Raw genomic sequence first — 25,230 nt, 5'->3', positions numbered from 1 at the left:
GTGAAACCCCTATTTCAGTCCATTGTACGTAAAAAAATAATTCAACCCCGCCTAAGCGGGCAGCCATTCTAACCATCTTATCCACATCTGTCATGAACAAATCAGTCGAAATCGATCAAAAAAACGCAAATTGAGTTTAAATTTAAATTTAAATCACGTGTGGATAAGTTTATCCGCAAGCTGTGGATAAATTGTAGCACAAAGTTATCCACAAACTATCAAAATTATAAAAACATCATTATCCACAATGTAACCATTTGTTTTTTAAATCTAAAAATACGTTTTCCACAGAAAACATCAACACTAATAGTAATAAATTTAAATTTTAAAATTTGAATTTATTTATAAGATCGACCCATTCTGGGGATAACTTGATGGTTGGTTTAAATTCAAATTTAAATTCATAAAAACCAATTCACAAATTCGAGATTGTGGATAAATCTGTGAGTAAACTTGAAGATAACTTAAATAATTAACATATACAATGATTTAGTTTGTGAATATTTTAATTTAAAACTTTCTGACTGATTTCTAATCCTTATATTATCTTGATATATCACAGCCTAGATTTTGAAAGAAAGCGTGTTTTTCATTGACAGCTCAAGCAATGAGCACTAAAATCGCGAACCTTTACTGAAAGATCATTTTTGGAGTTTCGATATGAAACGTACTTTCCAACCTTCTGAGTTGAAACGTAAACGCGTTCATGGTTTCCGTGCTCGCATGGCTACTAAAGCTGGCCGTCAAGTATTAGCGCGTCGTCGTGCAAAAGGTCGTCACAGCTTAACTGTTTAATTTCAGTTAAGACTGTCAAGACTTGGGTGTTATGACAACACTTTACGGCTTTAGCACAGATGTGCGAATACACTGTGCTGCCGATTATAAAAGTGTGTTCGATGGTGCGCTTTTTAAAGTGCATCAACCCCATTTCTTATTTCTAGCAAAAATCTCCGAACAGCCGAATAGCCGTTTGGGTATTGTTGTTGCTAAGAAAAAAGTGCGCCGCGCACATGAAAGAAATCGAGTAAAACGACTTGCACGCGAAAGTTTTCGCCTGCATCAACAGCAGTCTAATGTATTAGATATTGTCGTTATGCCAAAAATGGGCATAGAGGCGGTACCGAATGCAGAGTTGCATCAGCAATTACAATTTGCTTGGCAAAAATTGCAGCGCCTTGCAAATAAGCATAAAAAAATAGCTACCTCCCCACAAGCGTAGAGATGACCAATGGTTCGTTTACTGCATTGGCTCATTCGTTTCTATCAGATTGCGATTAGTCCTTTATTGGGACCACGCTGTCGTTATATTCCAACATGTTCTCAATATTCTTTGGAAGCAGTCCATCAACATGGTGCTGTACGTGGAGTGTGTCTAGCTGTTCAGCGTATTTGCCGTTGTCATCCTTGGGGCGGTTCAGGCTATGATCCTGTTCCATCAAAAGCAATTCGTTTTATTTCATTTCAGCAAATAGATTCTCAAACGCGTCACGTTGCTGTACCCTTTCGTGAACGTTTATTGAACCAAAATCACTCTAACCACTTGGGGTAATACCTATGCAACAATGGGCCAGGATTGCAATTCTAGGGGCCATGTTTGTTGTCGCATATTTGCTCATTTTGGCTTGGCAGAAAGATTATGGACATGCGGAACAAAAACCTCAGCAAAATGCTGCGGTGGTAACGCATGAAGTATCTGCCGATTTGCCAAATGGCCAGACAGCTACGGCTGCTACTGATGTGCCGCAAGCAAATAATGCTGCTACACAACAAACAACAGATGCCACTGCACCTGTTAGTCAACAGTTAATTTCAGTACAAACTGACCTTTACCATCTTTGGATTAATCCAAAGGGTGGCGATATTGTTCGTATTGAATTACTCAATCATGACAAAAATAAAGACAGCGACGAACCATTTGTAATGCTTGAAAGCGATGCAAAACGTACTTATGTTGCTCAGTCTGGCTTAATTGGTCTTAATGGCCCTGACAGCAATCCGAAAGGACGTCCAACCTATGAGATTGAAAAATCTTCATATACGTTGAATGACGCAAAAGCTGTGAAGGGTAAAGATGGCCTAACAGCAAAAGTTTTGTCAGTACCAATGGTTTATAAAACAGCAGATGGAGTAGAGGTTATTAAAACCTTTAACTTCACTGAAGGTGAATACCCTGTTGTCGTGAATCATAAAATCGTGAACCGCAGTGCTCAGAACTGGCAAGGTCAGATGTTTGGTCAGCTTAAACGCGACAACTCTGAAGATCCAGGTAAATCTGATCAAGGTATTTTCACTTTAGGTACATTCCTTGGTGGTGCGTGGGGTTCGCCTGAAGAACATTACAATAAGCTTAAATTTGCTAACTTCAATGAAGAAAAATTGAATGTTGAAGCAACTGGCGGTTGGGTTGCAATGGTTCAGCATTACTTCGTGAGTGCGTGGATTCCTGGACAGATCAAATTAACGCAAGCCAATGGTCAACCGTATGCTGCGAAACTTGAGTCACGTAAATCTACTGATGATATGAACATTATTCAGTTCACATCGCCTGCAATCAATGTTCCTGCAGGAACTGTGGCAGAAGTAGATGCAACGTTCTATTCAGGTCCAAAAATCCAATCTGAATTGAAAGAATTGGCGGTTGGTTTAAACCAAACTGTAGACTACGGTTGGTTATGGCCTATTGCGAAATTATTATTCGTCGGTCTTGAGTTTTTCCACGGTTTAGTGGGTAACTGGGGTTGGTCAATTATTCTATTGACGATTCTGGTGAAACTGATCTTGTGGCCATTGTCGTCGAAGAGCTACCGCTCTATGGCGAAAATGCGTGTGATTGCACCTGAAATGCAACGCATGAAAGAAGAGTTCGGTGAAGACCGTATGCGCTTCTCGCAAGAAATGATGGCATTGTATAAACGTGAACAAGTGAACCCACTATCAGGTTGCTTGCCGTTATTGCTCCAAATGCCGATCTTCCTTGCTTTGTACTGGGTATTGATGGAGTCTGTTGAACTACGTCATGCGCCATGGTTAGGTTGGATTCAAGATTTATCTGCGATGGATCCATGGTTTATTTTGCCGCTATTAATGGGCTTGACCATGTTCATTCAGCAAAGTTTGAACCCACAACCGGCTGATCCAATGCAGGCGAAAGTCTTCAAAATCATGCCAGTGATCTTTACGGTATTTATGTTGTTCTTCCCTGCAGGCCTTGTGCTTTACTGGATCTGTAACAACAGTATTACTATTCTTCAACAAGGTTTGATTAACAAATCTGTTGAAAAAGACCGTTTAAAACGTGAAGCGGCTGACTCAGCAAACTAAGCATTGCTGATGGGCTGAATAAATCCGCTTAAGATGGTAATCTTAGGCGGATTTTTCTTTATCTGTCGTTTGAAAATTTTTAGGTGAATTTTATGTTAAACCGAACCACCATCGCAGCAATTGCCACACCGCCGGGTCGTGGTGGTGTCGGCGTGATTCGCCTGTCTGGTCCCAAATCTTATGCCATTGCAGAAGCATTAACGCAGCAATCCTTACCACAAGCACGTTTTGCTGGTTTCCGTAAGTTTTATGATGCATCGAATGAAATCATGGATGAAGGTTTGGTGATTTGCTTTCCAAATCCGCACTCTTTTACGGGTGAAGATGTGGTGGAGCTTCAAGGTCATGGCGGCCCTGTTATTCAAAATGCATTATTGGCACGGTTACTTGAATTGGGTGCTATTGCTGCGAAAGCGGGCGAATTTTCAATGCGCGCCTTTGAAAATGGCAAAATGGACTTGGTGCAAGCCGAGGCGATTGCCGACCTGATTGATGCCACCTCACAAGCTGCGGCACGTTCTGCGGTACGTTCATTACAAGGTGCCTTTTCGAGCAAGGTCAATACGGTGCTAGAAAAACTTATCCATTTGCGTTTGCATGTGGAAGCAGCGATTGATTTTCCTGAAGAAGAAATCGACTTTTTGGCGGATGGTAAGATTTTGGGTTTATTAGATGAAGTGGCAAGCTCGGTCCATGCTGTACAGCAGTCTGCTCGTCAAGGTCAGTTACTACGTGAAGGTTTACAAGTGGTGATTGCCGGTAAACCCAATGCAGGTAAGTCATCTCTACTCAATGCTTTGGCGGGTGTGGAACGTGCGATTGTGACGGATATTGCTGGTACGACGCGTGATGTTTTACATGAAAAAATCAGCCTCAATGGTTTGCCGATTACCTTGACCGATACCGCAGGTTTACGTGAAACAGGTGATATCGTCGAAAAAGAAGGGATTCGCCGCGCAATTAAAGAAATTGAGCAAGCTGACTTGTTACTTTTGGTCTATGACTTAAGTCAGGGCGAAGATCCACTGCAATTGGCTCAAGCGTACTTTGCCGATCATATTGAACCGAAGCGTTTGATGCTGATTGGTAATAAATGCGATTTGACGGGATCTACCGCGGAAATGACCGATTTAAACGGTTTTCGACATATTCGTGTTTCGGCTAAACAAGAAACTGGCGTTCAAGCGCTTATTGATGCGATTACAGCGCATGCAGGCTTTCAACCAGAAGAAGATACCTTTATTGCTCGAACACGTCATTTAGACGCAATGAAGCGCACTCAGCGCTATCTTGCAGAAGCACGTGAGCAGTTGGTGGTTTATCATGCGGGTGAGTTGGTAGCCGAGTCTCTACGTTTGGCGCAAAATGCCTTAGGTGAAATTACGGGTGATTTCAGTGCAGATGATTTGCTTGGAAAGATTTTTGGATCGTTCTGTATCGGCAAGTAATAAAACGATTGAGCTCCTCATTTCACCTATGGATAGATCAATCCAAAGCACGATGTTCGAAAACATCGTGCTTTTTTTGCATCGCTTTAGCGTGGGTTTGAGCCAAAAATAATTTTAATGATCGTTCTCAGCACATCTTTTATTTTCATCCCATAAAAAGGATTAATCGCTGCTCTTTTCGATGCGGCTTCTACTTTGACTTTGAGTGTTGCATAGTCTGGAAATTGTTGCTGCTGTGATGATTTTTCGACCGCTGACAAAATATCAATTAAAAATGCACGATTAATTTTTGAACTTAATGGAATGGATTGATACCACTGTTTTTCAAAGCGACGATCTAAAAAGATATCGGGAATTTCGGGGCTAGTGGCATAAAACATGGCTTTGGTGCGCATACATTTACTGCATTGACCACAATTTTTTGGTCGAGCCCTATAGTCCACACAGATCGACAGGGTTTGTAAATCTAAGTCAGATTGGCTTAAAAATGCGGTTTTTTGTGATCGCGTGACATCATCGTCGAGGGTGATTAAGACCCCAGATCGGTTCTTCATCAATCGGTTTGATGCCGTATTTGAGCCATAGGGATGAACGAATAATTGTTGATCTAAACGGTAATCGGCTGAAATTCGATATTGCTGGTAATGTTCAAAAATCGAAGCGCAGGAAAACAGCGAAAAGATATGTGTGACATGCGAACCTTTAGGGTTACAGCCATATTTACTGTACAGCGCGTAAGCATCAGTTTTTACCACGCGACTTTGCTTAAAAACTTGGCTTCTAAAACTATGGGTCTGATCCATTAAGGCCTGAAATTTTTCATGGTCATCAAATTTATAATCCATTCCATGCACAGTGAGACAATCAGAGTCTTGCCCATTTTCAAGAAAAGCTTTGTATGTACTATAAGTAGAGTCAATCCCACCGCTAAAAAAGCTTAAATTTTGAGTGGGTTGGTTTGCTGGTGGTGTTTGGATAATCGATGCAGCACTGAGCATGACTGGTTGATATAAATCAGGTAACCAAGCGGCCCAGACCGTTGAAACTTCACGTGCGGAGTGGAGGGTTTGTATTGAAATAGGTCCTTCTACATGCAGTGGGATGCCTAGGCGCATGGCAATGGGTAAAAAGCCCCAAACGATAAAATCATAGGTTTCTAATTGCGGTAAGGATTCAAACGGTAAAATATAGTGAATATTCCCGTATTCGCTGCTGGCGATGATTTGATTTTCCGCAGTGTTAATTTGACATTGAATTTTTAGCATTTTTTTAAATTTTTGAATCACATCACACAAGATCTTAATTTAATTTGATTGATTTTTATAGGGTTTCTTAATTGCTTTTGGGTTTAAGAAGCACCCAATACAAGATGCTTCTTGAATAAGTTCAGTGGTTAATTGGTGTTCAGACTACGGTGCCAAAACAATAAGCCGATACACAATAAACCTACGCCAATACAAAAACCTAAAACACCGACCATCAAGCCAAAATGATCAGATAAATAGCCGGCTGCAATAATTGGAATAATGGTGCCTAGATATCCAATAAATAAATAGGTCGAGATCACCGCAGCACGGTTTTGATTGTTGGTCATTTGATGAACTAAGCCAAATGCGCCTAAAAGCCCCAGACCATGACCGACACCCACTAAAACATCGCTAATAAAAAATAATGCGCTCCAATGTTGGGTCATACACAGGGCAAGGAGCGCATAGCTCAGTATTAACACCATTAAGCCGGCATTGACACATTTTGCAGAAGGAATCGATTTCGCCATAAATTGCACGACAGCGGAAACCAGCAAGATACTCGCAATGGCACTACCACTGACCAAAGGGCCATGCCATGGGATTGCATCTTTGACGAAAGAGGGTGCGAGTGATGCAAATAAGCTGAAGGAGCCAAAGGCACAAAAGGCGGTCAGTCCGGCGATATAAAATCGTGAATGATCACGTTTTTCAGGCAATTCCAAATGTGGTGCCACTGAAAAAGGCTGCGGCTCAAAATTCGGTGTGCGAATAAAAAATAACCCTATTAGACACGCCAACCCCCCAAAGATCACAGGGATATAAGGGGTGACTAAAGGCTGTTCCGAAAATTGGGCAATCACCCCACCAATAAATGGGCCAAGACCAAAACCAATCACGGTAATGATTGAACTCAGCTGCGGTGCATTATTTTTATGCTGTTCAGGAATGGTATAGACCAAGCCAAGCATAGCTGAGGTACTAATTAAACCCGAGGCAATGCCGATAATAAAGCGACCGATAGATAACCACAGCGCATTACTGGCAAACACCGATAAGCTTAAACCTAAGATGATGCACGCCATACCGATTTGCAGGGTTCTTAAAAAACCAAAACTATTACTGGTACGACCTAAAAACAGCAAGGTCGCTAGGCAACCAAACATGTAGGCAACAAAGATATAGGTGATATGACTCGGCAGCAGTCCCCAAAGTTGTTGATAAATGGGATACAGAGGACTAGCTAGCGCTGTACCAATAGTGCCCATACAGAGTGCAAGGCTCACCATGATAAACGGTCGCCAAGAGGGAGATGTGGTCATTTTAAAGTCGCAGAGGTACAGCCAATAGGGTCAATATTGTGCTGTATGAGAAAGAAGAATATATGGACTCAGTTTAATGCCGATTGTTTTCCATGGTCAAATCACAGTTGTAACGTTATCCATAGCGTTTAAGCAGTTTTACAAATTCTTCCAGTTCTGCTTCATTGATTTCAACATCTTGAGGCAATACATGATGGCGTAAATGTGCTTCGATTAATTCATTCATTAATCCATTTACAGCACCTTTGATGGCCGCAACCTGTTGTAATACCTCAATACACCCTGCTTCGGGTTGCTGTAAAGCCAGTTCAACCGCATTGACCTGACCTTGTAGACGTTTAACCCGATTTAAAATCTTTTTGTCCTGATGTAAATGACTCAACACTTTCTCCAGAAAATAAATATACTATGGGGGAGTATATTTAAGCATAGAACCTAATGAAAACTTCCCCATCCATCCGAATTCATCATCATCAATTTGATGAAGGTAATCCACTCGCACAAAAACGGATCTTAATTGCCACTATTTTAACGGCAGTCATGATGTTGTTAGAAGTCATTGGCGGTTGGATTTTTAATTCGATGGCATTATTGGCAGATGGCTGGCATATGAGTTCACATATGTTGGCATTAGGCTTGGCCTATTTTGCCTATCGTGCGGCACGCCACTATGCTCAAGACGCTCGTTTTAGCTTTGGAACTTGGAAAATTGAAATTTTAGCGGGCTATAGCAGCGCGATATTATTGATGGTTGTTGCTGCATTTATGGCTTTTCATTCGGTGGAACGCTTATTCAACCCGGTCCAAATTCATTATAACGAAGCAATCCCTATTGCGATTTTAGGTCTGGTGGTGAACTTGATCTGTGCTTGGTTATTGCATGATGACCATCACCATCACCATCACCATCACCATCATGAGCATAGCCATGAGGAGCAGCATGATCATCATCACGATCTCAATCAGAAAGCAGCCTTCATGCATGTGATTGCTGATGCGGTGACTTCGGTGTTGGCCATTGTGGCCTTATTTGCCGGAAAATGGATGGGCTGGGGATTTTTAGATGCGCTATTGGGGATTGTTGGTGCGGTACTTGTTGGTAAGTGGGCCATTGGGCTGATGAAAGAAACTGGACAAACATTACTGGATGCGGAAATGGATCACCCTGTCGTTGATGAGATTCGAGAGATTTTAATGCAATTACCTGTCGACGTCGATGTAACTGATTTACATGTATGGAAAGTGGGTAAAGGTCAGTTTTCATGTATTGTGGCCTTAGAAACCAGTCAGGCATTGAGCGCAGATGAAGTGCGTCAAGCGCTGTCGATTCATGAAGAAATTGTACATGTGTCTGTTGAAATTAATTCACCTGATGCAGCTTAATATGTTCCACGTGAAACGGCATGTAGCTATTGCGTAATGAACTGAAAAAAGCCCAAAACTTTCACACGTTAGGGCTTAGAATGCTCAATCAATTAAATGTTGAAGTTCTGTCTATGTTGAAAAAAGTATGTGCGTTGGCGTTGAGTACCACCCTTTCGACTTTTGCTTTAGCAGATGCGGCACAGGTTCAAAAGCTCTTGGCAGAAAAGCACCCCAGTTTAAAAATTGAAAATATTCAAAGTACCGAAATGCCGGGCATATATAGCGGTTTTGTTGAAGATCAAGTTTTGTATTTGAGTGAAAATGCGGATTATGTGATTGCAGGATCTATGATCCGTTTAAAAGATCAAAAAAATCTGACCAAACAATTGATCCTCGATCAGCAGAAAACTGAGTGGAATAAACTTCCATTACAAGATGCGATTAAAACAGTCAGGGGGAATGGGAAGCGCCAAATCGCGATCTTTTCTGACCCAAATTGCCCATATTGTAAGAAGCTTGAAGTAGAACTGGCAAAACTCAATGATGTGACCATTTATACTTTTGTCACAGCGATAAAACCGCAGTCGTTGGCGCCATCGAAGCAAATTTTTTGTGATTCAAACCCTGCTATGGCCTGGGATAATTTAATCAATAAGGGAGTTCAACCGAAGTCAGCGAAAAGCTGTGCAAACCCCATTGATCGAAATTTAAAATTAGCTAAAAGCTTAAAACTAAGTGGTACACCGGGAATCGTATTTGCCAACGGTTCGATCTTAACCGGTGCTTACCCCGCTGCTGAATTAGAATCGATGTTAAAAGAGATCAAATAATTTCAAGCTGTACGATGAATAAAGTACAATTAAAAAAATACCCGTCTATAGGCGGGTATTTTAATGGCGTTATAAAAAACTAGACGCGGGTTTTTTTCGTTACAAGGTTATAGATAAACAACACGATAATCGCACCAATAACGGATGCGATAAAACCAGCGGCAGAATTTTCTCCATATAGACCTAATAAACGTCCGCCATAGGTCGCAAGTAAGGAACCTGCTATCCCGAGAAGGGTGGTCATGATGAAACCCGCTTTGTCATCTCCAGGATGGATCGCACGTGCAATTAAACCAGCAATAAAACCAACAACAATCGCAACAATGAGTGACCACATAGTAACTCTCCTTTTGTTATCATGTATTTGTTTTTTACGACATGTTCAATCTTTATCTTTAATCAAAACTGCGCTGAGCTATAGCCTAAACATGCAAAAAACTGTTGTTTTTTTGTTCTGAAATAGCCAGAAAAGTAAAAAAAAAGTGGCCTTCGGCCACTCTTAAGTATCTGATCTTGCTTAGAGACCAATTTCGCCAATAAATGGAATGTGACGATATTTTTGATCATAGTCCAGACCATAACCTACGATAAATTTATCTTCGACTTCAAAACCTAAAAATTTCACTTCGAGTTCAATCTCACGACGTGAAGGCTTGCTAACTAAAGTACAAAGCTCGATTGAATTTGGATTGCGCGTCTGTAAAATTTCTAAAACTTTGCTTAAGGTATTTCCTGAATCGATAATATCTTCAACCACCAAGACATCTTTATCTTTAATGTCACCGTCTAAATCTTTTAAGATTTTTACATCACGAGTAGATACGGTCCCACCGCCATAACTTGAAACGGTCATGAAGTCGAGTTCATGCGGTTTTGAAATTGCGCGGCAAAGGTCAGCCATAAAAATAACAGAACCGCGTAAAAGACCGATTAACACCAACTCTTTGTCGCTGTTAGCATAGTGTGCATCAATTTTTGCGCCAAGCTCTTTCACTTTAGCTTGAATTTCTTCAGTGGAAATCAGTACGCTCATTTGAACAGACATGGGTAGATACCTAAAAAAGCAAATCAAAAAAATAAAAAAGGTGTTGACTTGCAACACCTCTAAAGATGAACCAATTTTAATACATCTGGCTCGCAGATGCATCTTTTTTGCCGTTGAAAATGTAATCAGTTTTTCTTGGAAGTGCTGTCACGCTTGAGTAAGCACAAACAAGCGACGGCAATCAGTCCAATTTTCAACACTGTTTTTCGTCTCGGTCGAGCCATTTTATGCTTTGACATAAGCACATTGTCCATACACATAGGTGGCATGGATATTACGATCATCCCCCATCAGCATGAGGGCAAATAAAGCATCTTCCAGATTTTTGGCACGTTGTTGACGTAAGGCTTGTAAAGCCGTGGCATTTAAATCGAGCACCACAAAATCTGCTTCTTTGCCTAAATCAAAGTTTCCAAGTTTGTCCTCTAGATCTAAGGCTTTTGCCCCCCCTAAAGTGGCATGGTACAGCGCTTCAAATGCGGACAGTTTATCGCCTTGAAGTTGTTGAACTTTGTAGGCTTCATTGATGGTTTGCAGTTGGTTAAATGAGGTGCCTGCGCCAATGTCTGTGCCTAAGCCGACTTTCACCTGTTTTTCCCATGTTTTCTTTAATGGAAATAAACCACTGCCTAAGAACAAGTTCGAGGTTGGACAAAACGCAATGGCAGAGTTGGTCTGATGCATACAGTCCCATTCGGTATCTTCCAAATGCACGCAGTGCGCAAACACGGAACGTGATCCGGTCAGACCATAATGATGATAAACGTCTAAATAGCCGTTTTGCTCAGGGAATAATGATTTGACCCACGCAATTTCATTTTTATTTTCACTCAAATGCGTATGTACATAAACATCAGGATACTCGGCTTTTAGCTCCCCTGCCCGTGCCAATTGTTCAGGCGTTGAGGTTGGGGCAAAGCGAGGCGTGATGGCATAAAGGTTACGGCCCTTGCCATGCCACTTTTCGATGAGTGCTTTGGAGTCGTTATAGCCACTCTCTGCAGTGTCACATAATGCTTCAGGTGCATGTCGATCCATCATCACTTTACCGGCAATTAAGCGCATCTGATGCTGTTCTGCAGCCTTAAATAAAGCATCGACCGATTGTGAATGAACGGTACAAAAAACAAGGGCTGTTGTGGTTCCGTTTTTGAGTAACTCGTTTACGAAGAACTGTGCAATTTGCTCTGCATAAGCCGGATCTTCAAATTGGATTTCGGTTGGGAAGGTATAAGTATCAAGCCATTCCAGCAGTTGTTCACCATAAGCCCCCATCATTTCCGTTTGTGGATAATGAATGTGGGTATCGATGAAACCCGGAACAATCAATTGATCGGAATAATGCTGTACGTCAACCTGATCTGGGAGATGGTGTTGGCCCTCAGACCATGGACCGAACCATTGAATTTTTCCGGCTTGCGTAATCAGCAAACCATCTTCGAAATAGCGCACTTGGTCGTGAATTTCACGTGCTTGGGCAACTGTATTCTGAATATCTAGAAAGCGACCACGGATCGCTGTAGATGCGATAACAGAAGACATGACATACCTGCAGTTTAGAATTTTTTCGGTTGATTGTAGCCCAATTTGGTTCAAAATACCGTTAGAGTAATTGTGAAAATGTGTTCTATAAAATAGAACAGTTGTTTATAAGTGGTTCTGTTTTTTTTTGTTCATTGTATTTAATTTGAATAATACAAAAGCATTGAGCTGTATACATTGCACGATGTATGTATAAAGACTAACAGGTGCAGCGCTTGCTATATTGACCTCAAGAGCGCCCTTTAAAAAACGACAATGAACCCTTTAATGCACATGCGTTATTCAGACCAATTAAAACATGACCTATTTCAGCATCAAGGCATCATGCAGATTTTACATGCCCTGTATGCCATAGATACACAAGCTTATTTAGCTGCAGGCGTGGTTCGTATTTTGATTTGGTCACAGCGACATCAACAACACTATGCACTGGAAGGCACAGAAGTGGATGTGATTTATTATGCGGAACATGATGATGGAACACAGGGTCAAAGGATTCAACAGCAGATGCAGTTGGATTTTCCTCACATTCATTGGGATGTTACCAACCAAGCGACAGTACACCAGTGGTATCGTTTGGAAAATGGCGGAGCCGATACAGGCGCTCAAGTCGATTGAGCATGCCCTATCGTTGTGGCCAGAAACTGCTACTGCCATCGCTGTTAAATTGGATGATAAACAGCAAATACAGCTGATTGCTCCTTTGGGCTTAGATGATTTATTTGAATTAAATGTCCGCTGGAACCCACGTTTAGTCAGTCAGGCGACATTTTTGCAGCGTGTGCAGCAAAAACAATTTTTACAACGCTGGCCGAAACTCAAACTCTTGATGATGCCTGAAGCTTAGTCCAAGTTTTCGTTGCAGAATAAAAAAGCCTTCTCGAAAGAAGGCTTTTATTCATCTAAGTGTTTTAAAGCGTGGTTTCATGGTACTTCTTGCTGTGTCGGATCGATAACCACGCGGTGATGGTTAAGGTCACCACAATAAAGCCGAGTGAAATCCAAATTGGCATGTGGAACACATCAAGCAACAGCATCTTAGCGCCAATAAATACCAGGATAATGCCCAGACCATATGGTAAGTAATGCATTTTCGATGCAGCACCAGACAAGAGGAAGAACATGGCACGTAGACCCAAAATCGCCATCAAGTTTGCAGTCAGTACAATAAACGGGTCAGAGGTAACCGCAAAGATTGCTGGGATTGAGTCCACCGCAAAAATCACGTCCGATGCTTCAACCAAGATCAACACTAAAAAGAGCGGCGTTGCCCACAAGACACCATTTTGACGAACGAAGAATTTATCTTCATGCATTTGAGGGGTAATACGCATGTGTTTACGTAGCCACTTCAAAATTGCCATATCTTCGATATCTTTGTCGTCTTCGTCTGAACCCTTAAGGAATTTAAAGCCGGTATACACCAAGAACGCACCGAAGAAGTACAGCACCCAAGAGAATTCTTGAACGAACCATGCCCCAATAAAAATAAAGATGGTACGCAGTACAATTGCACCGAGGACACCGTAGAGCAACAGTTTGCGCTGCAAAGCAGGTGGAATGGCAAAAGCAGCAAAAATCATGAGCCAGACAAAAACGTTATCAATTGCGAGCGATTTTTCGAGCAGATAACCAGCGAAATATTCCATGACTTTGGTGTTTGCAATAGCGACACCAGCGGTTTGCTGTAAGTAGAGCCACAATGCACCACCGAATAAGGTAGCCACAGAGACCCATGCAATACTCCAATAGGCAGCGGTTTTGACTTTGATTTCTTGGCCTTTGTTATTTTTAAAGCCTAAAAAGTCGATGAGTAGCATGATGGTGACTAAACCGAAAAATGCCAGATATAGCCATAAAGAGCCAATCGTTTCCATGTGTATTCTCCACATCTAACAACCAGCCATAAAAAAACCTCGACCAGTTGCCAGACGAAATAAAACGCCTGAGACAACATGATCAAGGTCTTGCCTACATCGTACTGTAATGATTTGCAGCAGCGATGCTCAGATACCGACTTTTTGCAAAGTGTAATGACGATATTCTGACACGTAAAACAAGGTTTACGTTTGGAGGAGGCTACTCCCCTTGTTCAAATTTTGTTTTGGACACTGTCCAAATATGCGGCAAAGCATGACAGTTTTTAGTACAAAGTGCAATCGGCAATTTGCGAATTCATTTAATGTGTCACGGGAGGATTAAAATCACCACGGTGTACCAACGCTAAGGCTAAAAGTGTGCCGATCACCGCGATGATTCCTCCGATCACACCAATATAACTCAAACCGAAATGTACGCTGACCATGCCGCCCAAGAGTGCGCCACCGCCAATCCCGACATTATAAAGTCCCGAATAAATAGCCATGGCGACATCTGTGGCGTCGGATGCGAGATGCAGCGTCTTTGACTGTAATGCGAGACTAAATCCAATGATACTCATGCCCCATAATAAGCACACCGCGCTCACACCTGTAAAACTTAAAGAAACAGGAAGCAACAGCAGCATGGATAAAGCCAGTGTGGCCGTACTCAAAGGAATCGCAACTTTAGGATATTTCCCACCAAATTTCCCAAAGAGATAAGATCCCAGAAAGCCTGCAGCACCAAAGATTAATAACAACGTGGTAGTTTGCATGGAACTGAATGCAGCAATGTTGAGTGAGAACGGTTCGATATAGCTATATGCGGTAAATTGCGCGCTAATTACGATAATGGTTAATGCAAAGACCATCATTAAGCTTGGACGGCGAATAAACTGTTTTAGGCTGCTCAGCGAACCTGAGTTCAAACTCGGCAGTATTGGCAGCGTTTTGGCTAAAATCAGGCAAACGATACTGGCGCCAATGCCAATCAGAGCAAAGGTATTTCGCCAACCATAGACTTCTCCAACCATACGCCCAAACGGAATACCGAGAACCATCGCCAAAGCCGTGCCTGTGGCCAAAAGCCCCAAGGCTTGAAATTCTTTGCCTTTCGGTGCAACACGAACCGCCAGCGATGCAGTAATTGACCAAAAAAGTGCATGTGAGAAGGCAATGCCGATTCGACTGAGCAATAAGGTATTAAAGCTCCATGCGAAATACGACAGAACATGGCTGATAATAAACACTATAAATAAACAAATCAGGAGCGAGCGACGTTCAATATTTTTGGTCAATAACATGATCGGCAAAGAAATCGGCGCAACCACCCATGCATACAGCGTAATCATGATACCGACATCGGTTGCGGCTAAGCTAAAGGTTTTGCCAATATCGCTGAGCAACGCGACAGGTACAAATTCAGTGGTATTAAAAATAAATGCTGCGAAAGCCAAAGCAATCACAGCCGTCCAAGAGCCAGAAGAAGCCGTTTCGGAGGGAGAGGCAGACATGAGTGTCTTCAAATAAAAAAAGTGGCATATTTTACTATGCTGTATACACAAGCAGGAACCGATTTAAGCCCTGTACATGCGGTTTAAATTAATACAAAAACAACAGAGTTGACCTGCATTACATGCCAATTTATAAAAAAATGGAGGAAATTTAAGATGTTTGTACAACAAGATGATGATCAAAAAAAAGGAGCTTTTTTTGTTGAGCAAGATGGGGACCGTTTGGCAGAGATGACTTACTCATGGGCAGGCGATGATAAATTTATTATTGATCATACCGATGTCAGTGACAGCTTGCGAGGACAAGGTGTTGGGCGACATCTCCTCGATGCAGCAGTGAATTTTGCTCGGGAAAAGAACGTGAAAATTATTCCGCTCTGCCCTTTTGCAAAATCTGTATTTGATAAAGATGAATCGATTCGTGATGTTCTACGCTAATACGCTAAATTGTATAGCGTGATGTGAATTAATCATTTGGATAAATAAAAACAGCCTGATCGTATTGCAATCAGGCTGTTTTATTTGAAATCTAGTTGTGAAGTTGAATTAAGATCGTGATTTATACAGCGATACAACCAAGCATGCTGCAGCAATCAGTAATACAAAGATGGCGATGATATAAAGGTCCATAATAAAAATATCCGGCAAATGTGATTTAATTGTTTTTTAATTAATGTGAAAGGTGTACGGATTTATTATCACCTACAGTTGAATATAGGTCGTTTAAGTTCTGTACCAATCACTTTCTCGTTTGTTACACGGTGTATTTTTTCATAAAAAGGAAGAAAAAACAGTGACTATGCAACATCAAGATAATGGTCAAAAAGGTGAATTTTTTCAGTTAAATGCTGAGGGTGTACGCCTCGCAGAAATGAGTTATCTATGGCGTGATGAACACAGCATTGTGGCAAATCACACGTGGGTAGATGATTCCTTACGCGGGCAAGGGGTTGCTCGTGTGTTATTGGATCATTTGGTGGAATTTGCTCGTGACAAACACTTAAAAATTATCCCAACCTGTTCTTATGTAGAGGTGATGTTTCGCCGAGACAAGACATTAGCCGATATTCAAGCCTAAAAAAGCCCGCGATGCGGGCGTTTTATCAGTATGAAAATTTAAAAACTGCGTTGTGCTCAATTGAGCTTGAGTTTCAACAGCGTTGATGGTGTTTTGACGATATGTGGCCACAATTGGAACAAAATTGAGCAGATCAATATTCCTAAAACCAAGCTTAAACACATGATATTTAATAAAGCAAAATCATTCAGCACAAAATAAATACTGCCAATGGTCATCATCATCAGTAAATAAATAAGATAGTGAGGAATCACGGTGCGCAGTGTTATTCCTAAGATAAGCGAGCAAATCACGACATTTAAAAAATCTGAAATGCCAAAATTATTCAGGATGATTAAGGCAGCAAAATATACACAAGTGATCGATAAAAATATGAATAAATTTTTGAGCATGGTAGACCTCTTTATTCATCTTCAAATGGAAATAATTTCATTGTTTTAATATGTATGAGTTTAAAAAAATGAAGGTGATATCGGTATACGTGATCTTGGTTTTGTGTTGTAAGTTAAAAAGCACATTTGATTAAAAAATATACAAATATTTACTCATCCTATAGCGCTTTCTACGTTAAAATCATGCAAATACTTGAAGAATAAACACAATGATACAACTCTGTTATGCCAGTACGCGTGTAGAACAACAATTTGATTTAATACAAGATTTAAGTGATATTTTGGTGAGAGCCCGCAGCTTTAATACTGAAAAAAATATTTTTGGCGTGCTGTACTATGCAGAAGGCCGGTTCTTCCAATGCCTGCAAGGTGAGCAAGCGGCACTCGAACAGCTTTTTCAGCATATTATGCAAGATACGCGGCATCGGGATATTGTGCGTTATCCTGATGAAACTATTGATCAAATCGATTTTTCAAAATGGTCGATGAAATATGTAAATCGACATAGTGAAATTGCCAGTTTATTCCAGCGCTTTGGACATTCAAGCTTTCAACCAAACCTGCTTAATACGGAACAAATTCAGGCGTTTTTAACGACATTGTTAAGATTAGAAAATGTTGAACAGCCGGTTAAGCTGGATTCAGGCTATAAAAACCGAGGCTATCAGCATTATTTTTAAGCTGAGTGTGAATAAAATAAAAAAAGCCCGCTTCGCGGGCTTCTTTCATTTTATCCAGTTGATTTAGGCTTTTAATGCACTGATCAACTTCTGATGTAAACCACCAAAACCGCCATTCGACATAATCACTACAGCATCGCCCTCGCCTGCCTCGCTTACGATGGTTTGGATGATGTCATCCAGTGAACGTGCCACGACAGCTTTATTCGCAGCAGCTTCAATCACGGGTTGTAGATCCCAATCCAAACCTTCAGGTTGATACCAAATCACTTCATCCGCTAAGCGTGCAGAATGTGCAAGGCCATCTTTATGGCTACCCATGCGCATGGTATTAGAACGTGGCTCGATCACCGCCCAAAGCTTACGTTGACCCAGACGCTTACGCGCACCTTCTAACGTGGTATCAATCGCCGTTGGGTGATGTGCAAAGTCGTCATACACTTCAATGCCACGGACTGTGCCCAAAAGCTCCATACGACGTTTGACACCGCCAAAGTTTGAAAGCGCTTCACACGCCATTTCAATCGAAACACCGACATGTTCAGCCGCAGCAATGGTTGCCAAAGCATTGGCTACACTGTGTTGCCCAGTCATATTCCATTTGACTTCGCCTTTCACAACACCATGCTGTAGCACTTTGAAATGTGAACCGTCAGCAGACAATTGTTCTGCATACAATTCAGATTTGTCATTGGCATCTAAAGATGTACGCACGACAGGTGTCCAGCAGCCCATTTCCAAGACTTCATCAATTTTTGTTTCGGTGATGGGCGCAATAATACGGCCTTCACTTGGAATAGTACGCACTAGATGATGGAATTGCTTTTGAATCGCAGCCAAGTCATCGAAGATATCGGCATGGTCAAATTCAAGGTTATTTAAAATTGCTGTTTTAGGATGGTAATGCACAAACTTAGAACGTTTATCGAAGAATGCGGAATCGTATTCATCGGCTTCTACACAGAAATATTGACCACCGCCTAAACGTGCACTTTCACTAAAGCCTAAAGGTACGCCGCCAATCAAGAAGCCTGGATTTAAACCTGCTTGATCGAGCACCCATGCTAGCATGGTTGTGGTTGTGGTTTTACCATGTGTGCCTGCAACACCTAAGACATGTTTGCCTTGTAGGACGTGGTCTGCAAGGAACTGTGGGCCAGAAATATAAGGCAGGCCTTCGTTCAACATGTATTCCACAGCATCAATACCACGTTTCATGGCATTGCCGACAATCACGAGATCTGGATGTGGTTGAAGATGGCTACGGTCATAGCCTTGCATTAAGGTAATGCCTGCATTTTCCAATTGGGTAGACATTGGTGGGTAAACGTTTTGGTCTGAACCCGTGACCTTATGTCCTAAATCGCGCGCCAAGAGCGCCAATGAACCCATAAAGGTGCCACAAATACCCAAGATATGCAGATGCATTCGTTCTAACTCCACTGCTTTTACCGACACATCACTTTGTTATTGTGGTGTTGTCATTATAGATTTGGTTGAAAAAGTTAATTTCATTTGAGAGCAACCATAGCAAGGGTCTTAGCGAAAAGATAGATTTTTTTGTATGAGATCGTACAAAAAGATTGAGCTCGTAACTGATCAAATGTGTGTGATTTTCTTAATGATAAAAACACGGAAAATAGGCGCGAAATTGTGATGAAAAACGTACAATAAGCGCAATTTTTTGCGATCTTGATTGCTTATGTCACTTGCCCTGTTTTTATTGATTATTTCCAACTGTTTTATGACTTTGGCCTGGTATGGGCATTTGAAGTTTTTACATGATGCGCCGCTTTGGCAAGCGATTTTATTTGGATGGGCGATCGCGTTACTCGAATATAGTTTTATGATCCCAGCAACGCGATTGTTGGCCAAACATGGGTGGTCTTTGGGTCAAATGAAAATCACACAAGAAGTCGTGACGCTATTGGTCTTCGTTCCATTTATGATTTTCCTTTTTAAACAGCCCTTTAAATTGGACTATTTGTGGGCAGGTTTATGCCTTTTTGGGTGTGTCTATTTCGTGTTTCGCAGTGCTTAACTGATCCGATGCCGCATGGGTCCGATCATTTAAGTGAGGCGTGTTTGCAGGCATTTTTGAGGACTTTACTAAACTCACGGTCTCTTGGAGTGGGATCTTCATAGTCAAAGGCATAATCACTCTCACTGGTCAGTACAGTCATTTGACCGTCTGCTTCAAAGTTCATGAGTGCAAAAACATAGCTACACGATATTCTGAAATTGAATACATTTTATCACGGCCATCATCTGCTTTGTAATAGCCTGTCATCTTGACCGACTCACGTTCATCAATGATCGATTTGCCAGTGACTAAAAATTTTTCGTGGATGTAGCCATTACTCTTAATCTGGCTGTTATAGCCTTTTTGTTTCTGTAAGAGGTTAAATTCTATTTCAAATTGGCTGGTATTGAGTTGAACCAGTTGGGCAAAACTCTGAGAGCTTAAGGCTAAAGTGAGCAGGATGAAGATCTGTTTCATCTTTAAAGTGTCTTATAAATATTGATTTAATAAAAGTTTTTATAAAATTGAAAAAAATAAAAATAATTTTATAAAAATATTATGGAGTTTTCTCTTTAAAGACAACCGTTAAATTTTATCAAATGGAGCGTAAAACTCTGTCCTTCAGGTCAGAGATATAAGCGACACGACCTGAAGTGTCGTTTGATTTAACTAAGGACTATTTTCCTTGAGTTTTGATTGTTAATATAAGTACATGAAAACCCTTAAATTACGTATAAAAGACAAACATTGCAAGGTGTTAGACCAACTAGCATCAGAAGTGAACTTCGTCTGGAATTATGTCAATGATTTAGGGTTTAGGCATTTGAAGCGGAAAGGTGAATTTCTCTCTGCTTTTGATATTGCCAAATATATGAAAGGCACATCCAAAGAATGTAATTTACATAGTCAAACCATTCAGGCTGTAACTGAAGAATTAGTCACCCGAAGAAAGCAATTTAAAAAGGCAAAGCTGAAATGGCGTGTCAGCAATAAAAAATCAGCAAGGCGCTCTTTGGGATGGGTTCCCTTTAAAAAGGTGGCTATCAAATATGCCAATGGATATGTCCAGTATGGAAAACACCAATTTAAGCTTTGGGATAGCTACGGTTTAAGCAAATACACGTTAAAAACAGGTTCATTTGTAGAGGATAGCCGTGGGCGTTGGTATGTATGTCTTGTTGTTGAATCGCCTAAGCAAGATAAATCGACAGCAACCAAAGCGATTGGTATTGATCTAGGCTTAAAAGATATTGCCACCTGTTCTGATGGCACAGTAATTTCAAATCCAAAATTCTATCGAAAATATGAGCAGAAATTAGGTATTGCTCAGAGAGCCAGGAATAAGAAGCGTGTTCGTGCATTACACGCCAAGATTGCAAATAGTCGAAAAGATCATTTGCATAAAGCAAGCACCAAGCTTGTGAATGAAAATGCATTGATTATTGTAGGTGACTTGAGTGCTAAAAAATTAGTAAAAACCAAAATGGCAAAATCTGTTTTGGATACAGGATTTTCTGCACTAAAAACAATGCTCAAGTATAAATGCGAGAACGCAGGCGTATTGTTTGAAGAAGTCCAAGAAGCCTATACCACCCAAATCTGTTCGTGCTGCGGTGAGATCACCTCAAGTAGTCCAAAAGGTAAGACAGATCTTGGAATAAGAGAATGGGAGTGCATGAGCTGTGGTACAGCTCATGATCGAGATATAAACTCAGCTCTAAACATTCTTGCGCTTGGGCATAAGCGTCTAGCTGTAGGAATCACCCTCTTTTAAGGGGCGGAGGATGTCAATGAGATGAATTTTCAGTCTATAATACGGGGCTCTTATTAAAGCTTGGCTCTAGTCGAGATTTACTCTCTCTTACTTTAATCTCTGGAAACATTGCAATGAATGCGGCCGCTTCACAAGACACTCCTCTCGTTGGAATTATCATGGGTTCTCAATCGGATTGGGCAACGCTAGAAAACACTGCCAATATGCTCAAACAGCTTGGCGTCCCATTTGAAGCGGAAGTAGTATCTGCACACCGAACTCCAGATCGATTATTCGAATATGCCGAAACCGCACGTGATCGTGGTATTCAAGTGATTATTGCCGGTGCTGGCGGTGCTGCACATTTGCCAGGCATGTGCGCAGCGAAGACTGACCTGCCTGTACTTGGTGTACCGGTAAAATCATCGATTTTAAACGGCGTGGATTCATTGCTGTCTATCGTGCAAATGCCAGCAGGTATTGCAGTTGGTACTTTGGCGATTGGCCCAGCGGGTGCAACCAATGCAGCGATCATGGCGGCACAAATTTTAGGTTTAACGCGTCCTGATATCGCAAAAAATGTTGCAGATTTCCGCGCTGCGCAAACCGATAAAGTGGCGAGTAAAAATATTCCGGGTCAAGCTTAATTAAGGGGCATTTCTCATGGATAAAACCATTGGTATTTTTGGTGGTGGCCAGCTTGGTCGTATGATGGCGCAAGCGGCATTACCTTTAAACATTCAATGCACCTTCTTTGAAGCGAGTACCGACTGCCCTTCTGCAGCCCTAGGTCCAGTGATTTCGACCCAAGCTGAAAATGGCTTGCAAGATTTCATTCAGAGTGCAGATGTTTTCAGCTTAGAGTTTGAAAATACCCCGTTAGCAGATGTTGATGTGTTGACCAAGAACAAAGCACTGCACCCGCCGCGTCAAGCTTTAGCGATTGCACAGCATCGTTTGTCTGAAAAAGCCTTGTTTGATGAATTAGCTATTCCAGTTGCACCCTATAAGGCTGTGACGTCTTTAGAGAGTTTGGAAGCCGCTGTTGCTGAGCTGGGTTTACCCATCGTACTGAAAACATCGCGTGGCGGTTATGATGGTAAAGGCCAATTCGTGCTACGTAGCGCTGAGCAAATGGATCAAGCATGGGCTGAACTGGGCCCTGCTGGTGAATTGATTGCGGAAAGCTTTGTAACCTTCTCACGTGAAGTCTCAATTATTGCGGTGCGTGGTCAAGACGGTGATGTGAAAACATGGCCATTGGCGGAAAACCACCACCACAACGGCATTTTGTCGCATTCGATTGTGCCTGCGCCAAACAGCGCAGACTTACAACCAGTTGCGCAAGACTACATTACTCGCCTGCTCAATCATTTGAATTATGTCGGTGTTTTGACGCTAGAGCTGTTTGTGACAGATAAAGGCTTATATGCCAATGAGATGGCGCCACGTGTGCATAACTCTGGGCATTGGTCGATTGAAGGCGCAGTGTGTTCACAGTTTGAAAACCACATTCGTGCTGTAGCAGGTCTACCTTTGGGTTCGACTGAAGTTGTTCGTCCAACGGTCATGGTAAACATCATTGGTCAACATCCGAAATCTGAAGATGTATTGGCACTGAATGGCGCGCATTTGCATCTGTATAACAAAACAGAGCGTGAAGGTCGCAAAATTGGTCACATCACTTTAATGCCGAACGATACCGCTGAATTAACAGCTTTATGTCGTGCTTTGGCGAAAATTTTGCCGAATCCATTGGCACTTAGCGAAGATATGACCATTTAAACCTGAGTTTGAATGATAAAAAAGCGGTCATGCACATGGCCGCTTTTTTTATTGCTGTAGTTCGGGCATCATTGCGCCTCTTTGCAAAATCACACCGTTTATCGGTGAAACGATAAGAAACTATTGATCATAAAGTGTTCGTTCGTTTATAAATATTCTGCGCTAATCTTCGTATGGTTTTTTCTGTATCAATGGCCTGCGATGTATGTGAATCAAAATCAAAAATAACCAATGCGTTTTGAATTCAAACTGTGTTTTTAAATTTAAACTATGAATTTGAATTCAAAAAATCCTATGCCAAAAACAATGAATTCAAAGTTTATGAATTTAAATTTCAAAAAATGAATTCATTTCGCTGTGTTTAAATTTAAAAAATTTGAATTTAAAAGTTGATCAGACTTATTGGATCTGTAGAAAGTGCTTTTAAAATCTATAATATTTTGATTATTAAAAATAAAAATGAATTATCACGCTATTTTGAATTTGTGGATAACTTTTTCTACATGCAGTTTATTTTTAAATTTAAAAGTTTTGAATTTAAATTTAAACCGCTGTTTGGTTTGTAGTGAATTTAAAACTGGGTTGTGGATAACTGCTTTTGAATTCAAATTTCAAAAATGAATTTAAATAAGTAGAAATTATGAATTTAAATTTACGTTTTGAACCTTTAACTTTTGCTTTGAGCTGCTATTGTTAAAGCAACAATTTAAATTCAAAAAAAGATCAAGGGTATGAAGCATCACTTAGGATTTGTTTTCGGGACTGCTTTTTTGGCAATAACTCAGGCAAATGCCGAGTTGATTATTAATGGTCAGTCTGTCAATGCGTCGAGCATGCCTGCAACGAGCAGCATTTCACCACAAAATAACTTTCAAGGCTGCTTAGCTAATTTGCGCTCGCAAGCAATGAATGCTGGTGTGAGTGCGTCCACTTATGATCGCTATACACAAAATTTAACACCAGATTATTCTGTGATTGAAAAGCTCAACTATCAGCCTGAGTTTTCAACACCGATTTGGGACTATTTGTCAGGACTGGTGGATGAAGAGCGTGTACAACTGGGTCGGCAGAAATTGGCGCAGCATCGTGAGGTTTTAAACCGTGTCACGGCGGCTTATGGTGTGCCTGCTGAAACCGTGGTTGCGGTTTGGGGTGTGGAGAGTAATTTTGGTGATATTGCGGGCAGCTATCCTTTATTGCAGTCATTGGGCACTTTAAGTTGTGAAGGGCGCCGCCAAAGCTATTTCCGTGGTGAGTTTTTTGCAGCCATGCGGATTTTGCAGCGTGGTGATTTAAATGAATCACAATTGAAAGGTTCGTGGGCAGGTGCATTTGGTCATACCCAATTTATGCCGAGTACTTATGAAGAACTGGCCGTGGATTTTGATGGTGATGGCCGCCGTGATTTGGTGTCGAGCACCACAGATGCTTTGGCGTCTACAGCCAACTTCCTGAAAAAGCGTGGTTGGCAAACTGGTCAGCCGTGGGGCTTTGAAGTAAAAATTCCCGAAGGTATGTCGATCAGTGGTGAAAGTCGCCGTAATAAAAAGTCATTAGATAGCTGGATGAATCGTGGTTTGCAGCGTGCCGATGGCACGCCGTTAATTCAAGGCAACCTTTCTGGATCGAGCCAAGCAGGTTTAATGGCACCGGCTGGGGCAAGTGGGCCTGTGTTCTTGGTGTTTAAAAATTTCGATGCAATCTATAGCTACAATGCGGCAGAGAGTTATGCATTAGCGATTGCGCATTTATCCGATCGCTTGCAAGGCAAGGGCGGCTTTAGTACGACATGGCCAACCGATGATCCTGGCACTTCACGTGCGGAACGACGTGAGATTCAACAATTTTTACTCAACCGTGGCTATGACATTGGTAAAGTGGATGGATTAATTGGAGATAAAACCCGTCAAGCCATACGACAAGAGCAAAATCGACTGGGTTTAAGCCCAACAGGTCGGGCAGGACAGCAGATTTTACGGGCTTTCCGTAATGAACATGCCAAGGCAATGATGAATTAAGTTTGAGC

Annotated in this window: 29 protein-coding genes; 17 read left to right on the top strand and 12 right to left on the bottom strand. The window is 41.4% G+C overall.

The annotated features are described in order from the left end of the window. Nucleotides 1–660: 660 nt before the first annotated feature. The 5 genes from rpmH (at nt 661) to mnmE (ending at nt 4,769) form a co-directional block, all read left to right on the top strand. Complete coding sequence (gene rpmH / locus MST17_RS16120; protein WP_000831329.1) at nt 661–795, top strand: 50S ribosomal protein L34; 135 nt, start codon at nt 661–663, stop codon at nt 793–795. A 31-nt stretch (nt 796–826) separates the two neighbouring features. After that, entirely contained in the window at nt 827–1,219 is a 393-nt protein-coding gene (gene rnpA, locus MST17_RS16115) for a ribonuclease P protein component (RefSeq protein WP_078189509.1), read from the top strand. Between the two features lie 9 nt (nt 1,220–1,228). Continuing rightward, nucleotides 1,229–1,549: a membrane protein insertion efficiency factor YidD gene (gene yidD, locus MST17_RS16110; RefSeq protein ID WP_111885710.1), complete on the top strand. Its 321-nt coding sequence runs from the start codon at nt 1,229–1,231 to the stop codon at nt 1,547–1,549. Between the two features lie 5 nt (nt 1,550–1,554). Next, nucleotides 1,555–3,321 (top strand): membrane protein insertase YidC, encoded by a 1,767-nt coding sequence (gene yidC / locus MST17_RS16105; protein WP_180027160.1) that lies wholly within the window; start codon nt 1,555–1,557, stop codon nt 3,319–3,321. Between the two features lie 92 nt (nt 3,322–3,413). After that, on the top strand, nt 3,414–4,769 hold the full coding sequence (mnmE, locus tag MST17_RS16100; protein ID WP_078189512.1) for a tRNA uridine-5-carboxymethylaminomethyl(34) synthesis GTPase MnmE: 1,356 nt from the start codon (nt 3,414–3,416) through the stop codon (nt 4,767–4,769). A gap of 86 nt (nt 4,770–4,855) precedes the next feature. Here mnmE and MST17_RS16095 read toward each other — a convergent pair whose 3' ends face one another. From MST17_RS16095 to MST17_RS16085, 3 genes are all read right to left on the bottom strand, one after another. Further along, nucleotides 4,856–6,034 (bottom strand): hypothetical protein, encoded by a 1,179-nt coding sequence (locus MST17_RS16095; RefSeq protein WP_180027159.1) that lies wholly within the window; start codon nt 6,032–6,034, stop codon nt 4,856–4,858. Between the two features lie 128 nt (nt 6,035–6,162). Continuing rightward, nucleotides 6,163–7,338: an MFS transporter gene (locus tag MST17_RS16090; protein ID WP_257224038.1), complete on the bottom strand. Its 1,176-nt coding sequence runs from the start codon at nt 7,336–7,338 to the stop codon at nt 6,163–6,165. A 115-nt stretch (nt 7,339–7,453) separates the two neighbouring features. Beyond that, nucleotides 7,454–7,720, bottom strand: coding sequence for a metal/formaldehyde-sensitive transcriptional repressor (locus MST17_RS16085; protein WP_180009138.1), 267 nt, complete (start codon nt 7,718–7,720; stop codon nt 7,454–7,456). Nucleotides 7,721–7,776: 56 nt separating this feature from the next. Here MST17_RS16085 and dmeF point away from each other — a divergent pair, with 56 nt between their 5' ends. Both dmeF and MST17_RS16075 read left to right on the top strand, forming a co-directional pair. Beyond that, complete coding sequence (dmeF, locus tag MST17_RS16080; RefSeq protein ID WP_180027158.1) at nt 7,777–8,721, top strand: CDF family Co(II)/Ni(II) efflux transporter DmeF; 945 nt, start codon at nt 7,777–7,779, stop codon at nt 8,719–8,721. 113 nt (nt 8,722–8,834) lie between these two features. Further along, nucleotides 8,835–9,533: a DsbC family protein gene (locus MST17_RS16075; protein ID WP_180027165.1), complete on the top strand. Its 699-nt coding sequence runs from the start codon at nt 8,835–8,837 to the stop codon at nt 9,531–9,533. Between the two features lie 79 nt (nt 9,534–9,612). Here the strand turns inward: MST17_RS16075 and MST17_RS16070 are convergent, their stop codons facing one another. The 3 genes from MST17_RS16070 to guaD all read right to left on the bottom strand — a co-directional run bounded on the left by MST17_RS16070 (nt 9,613) and on the right by guaD (nt 12,120). Continuing rightward, on the bottom strand, nt 9,613–9,870 hold the full coding sequence (locus MST17_RS16070; RefSeq protein ID WP_180027157.1) for a GlsB/YeaQ/YmgE family stress response membrane protein: 258 nt from the start codon (nt 9,868–9,870) through the stop codon (nt 9,613–9,615). A 180-nt stretch (nt 9,871–10,050) separates the two neighbouring features. Continuing rightward, nucleotides 10,051–10,578, bottom strand: a complete 528-nt coding sequence (gene hpt, locus MST17_RS16065) for a hypoxanthine phosphoribosyltransferase (RefSeq protein WP_078194457.1) — start codon at nt 10,576–10,578, stop codon at nt 10,051–10,053. Between the two features lie 225 nt (nt 10,579–10,803). Then, nucleotides 10,804–12,120 carry a guanine deaminase gene (guaD, locus tag MST17_RS16060; protein ID WP_180027156.1) on the bottom strand — a complete coding sequence of 439 codons (1,317 nt, stop codon included), beginning with the start codon at nt 12,118–12,120 and terminating at the stop codon, nt 10,804–10,806. 255 nt (nt 12,121–12,375) lie between these two features. On the opposite strand from guaD, the gene MST17_RS16055 reads away from it, so the two are divergent. Continuing rightward, nucleotides 12,376–12,738, top strand: coding sequence for a nucleotidyltransferase family protein (locus tag MST17_RS16055; RefSeq protein ID WP_257246875.1), 363 nt, complete (start codon nt 12,376–12,378; stop codon nt 12,736–12,738). Then, entirely contained in the window at nt 12,704–12,967 is a 264-nt protein-coding gene (locus MST17_RS16050; protein ID WP_257222604.1) for a nucleotidyltransferase family protein, read from the top strand. The genes MST17_RS16055 and MST17_RS16050 overlap by 35 nt, the downstream gene beginning before the upstream one ends. Nucleotides 12,968–13,031: 64 nt before the next feature. Here the strand turns inward: MST17_RS16050 and MST17_RS16045 are convergent, their stop codons facing one another. Continuing rightward, nucleotides 13,032–13,997 (bottom strand): TerC family protein, encoded by a 966-nt coding sequence (locus MST17_RS16045; protein ID WP_168379508.1) that lies wholly within the window; start codon nt 13,995–13,997, stop codon nt 13,032–13,034. Nucleotides 13,998–14,299: 302 nt separating this feature from the next. Further along, on the bottom strand, nt 14,300–15,493 hold the full coding sequence (locus tag MST17_RS16040) for a sugar transporter (protein ID WP_180027155.1): 1,194 nt from the start codon (nt 15,491–15,493) through the stop codon (nt 14,300–14,302). A 156-nt stretch (nt 15,494–15,649) separates the two neighbouring features. Between MST17_RS16040 and MST17_RS16035 the strand changes: the two genes are divergently transcribed. Continuing rightward, nucleotides 15,650–15,931, top strand: a complete 282-nt coding sequence (locus tag MST17_RS16035; protein ID WP_180027154.1) for a GNAT family N-acetyltransferase — start codon at nt 15,650–15,652, stop codon at nt 15,929–15,931. Between the two features lie 355 nt (nt 15,932–16,286). Further along, a complete protein-coding gene (locus MST17_RS16030) occupies nt 16,287–16,571 on the top strand; it encodes a GNAT family N-acetyltransferase (protein ID WP_168379505.1) in 285 nt (94 codons plus the stop codon). Nucleotides 16,572–16,627: 56 nt separating this feature from the next. On the opposite strand, the gene MST17_RS16025 is transcribed toward MST17_RS16030, so the two are convergent. Then, on the bottom strand, nt 16,628–16,963 hold the full coding sequence (locus MST17_RS16025) for a hypothetical protein (RefSeq protein ID WP_111885703.1): 336 nt from the start codon (nt 16,961–16,963) through the stop codon (nt 16,628–16,630). 209 nt (nt 16,964–17,172) lie between these two features. Here MST17_RS16025 and MST17_RS16020 point away from each other — a divergent pair, with 209 nt between their 5' ends. Beyond that, nucleotides 17,173–17,643, top strand: coding sequence for a BLUF domain-containing protein (locus MST17_RS16020; protein WP_180027153.1), 471 nt, complete (start codon nt 17,173–17,175; stop codon nt 17,641–17,643). Nucleotides 17,644–17,706: 63 nt separating this feature from the next. On the opposite strand, the gene mpl is transcribed toward MST17_RS16020, so the two are convergent. Next, nucleotides 17,707–19,071: a UDP-N-acetylmuramate:L-alanyl-gamma-D-glutamyl-meso-diaminopimelate ligase gene (gene mpl / locus MST17_RS16015; protein ID WP_180005549.1), complete on the bottom strand. Its 1,365-nt coding sequence runs from the start codon at nt 19,069–19,071 to the stop codon at nt 17,707–17,709. A 274-nt stretch (nt 19,072–19,345) separates the two neighbouring features. On the opposite strand from mpl, the gene MST17_RS16010 reads away from it, so the two are divergent. Further along, nucleotides 19,346–19,684 (top strand): DMT family protein, encoded by a 339-nt coding sequence (locus MST17_RS16010; protein ID WP_078189529.1) that lies wholly within the window; start codon nt 19,346–19,348, stop codon nt 19,682–19,684. Nucleotides 19,685–19,709: 25 nt separating this feature from the next. Here MST17_RS16010 and MST17_RS16005 read toward each other — a convergent pair whose 3' ends face one another. Both MST17_RS16005 and MST17_RS16000 read right to left on the bottom strand, forming a co-directional pair. Continuing rightward, nucleotides 19,710–19,850, bottom strand: coding sequence for a hypothetical protein (locus MST17_RS16005; protein WP_227591843.1), 141 nt, complete (start codon nt 19,848–19,850; stop codon nt 19,710–19,712). Beyond that, the gene (locus MST17_RS16000; protein ID WP_227591842.1) at nt 19,847–20,143 is read right to left on the bottom strand and encodes a hypothetical protein; all 297 of its coding nucleotides are present in this window, start codon (nt 20,141–20,143) and stop codon (nt 19,847–19,849) included. The genes MST17_RS16005 and MST17_RS16000 overlap by 4 nt, the downstream gene beginning before the upstream one ends. 235 nt (nt 20,144–20,378) lie before the next feature. Between MST17_RS16000 and MST17_RS15995 the strand changes: the two genes are divergently transcribed. From MST17_RS15995 to MST17_RS15980, 4 genes are all read left to right on the top strand, one after another. After that, a complete protein-coding gene (locus tag MST17_RS15995; protein WP_194087874.1) occupies nt 20,379–21,440 on the top strand; it encodes an RNA-guided endonuclease TnpB family protein in 1,062 nt (353 codons plus the stop codon). A 113-nt stretch (nt 21,441–21,553) separates the two neighbouring features. Further along, entirely contained in the window at nt 21,554–22,066 is a 513-nt protein-coding gene (gene purE / locus MST17_RS15990; protein WP_180027345.1) for a 5-(carboxyamino)imidazole ribonucleotide mutase, read from the top strand. A 16-nt stretch (nt 22,067–22,082) separates the two neighbouring features. Next, on the top strand, nt 22,083–23,204 hold the full coding sequence (locus tag MST17_RS15985) for a 5-(carboxyamino)imidazole ribonucleotide synthase (RefSeq protein WP_168379845.1): 1,122 nt from the start codon (nt 22,083–22,085) through the stop codon (nt 23,202–23,204). 731 nt (nt 23,205–23,935) lie between these two features. After that, nucleotides 23,936–25,222: a lytic murein transglycosylase gene (locus MST17_RS15980; RefSeq protein ID WP_180027344.1), complete on the top strand. Its 1,287-nt coding sequence runs from the start codon at nt 23,936–23,938 to the stop codon at nt 25,220–25,222. Nucleotides 25,223–25,230: the final 8 nt, after the last annotated feature.

The organism is Acinetobacter sp. YH16056_T (assembly GCF_024605895.1).
Taxonomy (GTDB): Bacteria; Pseudomonadota; Gammaproteobacteria; order Pseudomonadales; family Moraxellaceae; genus Acinetobacter; species Acinetobacter amyesii.
Note: the sequence above shows the minus strand (reverse complement) of the source record. Positions and strands in the feature narration are given on the sequence as shown.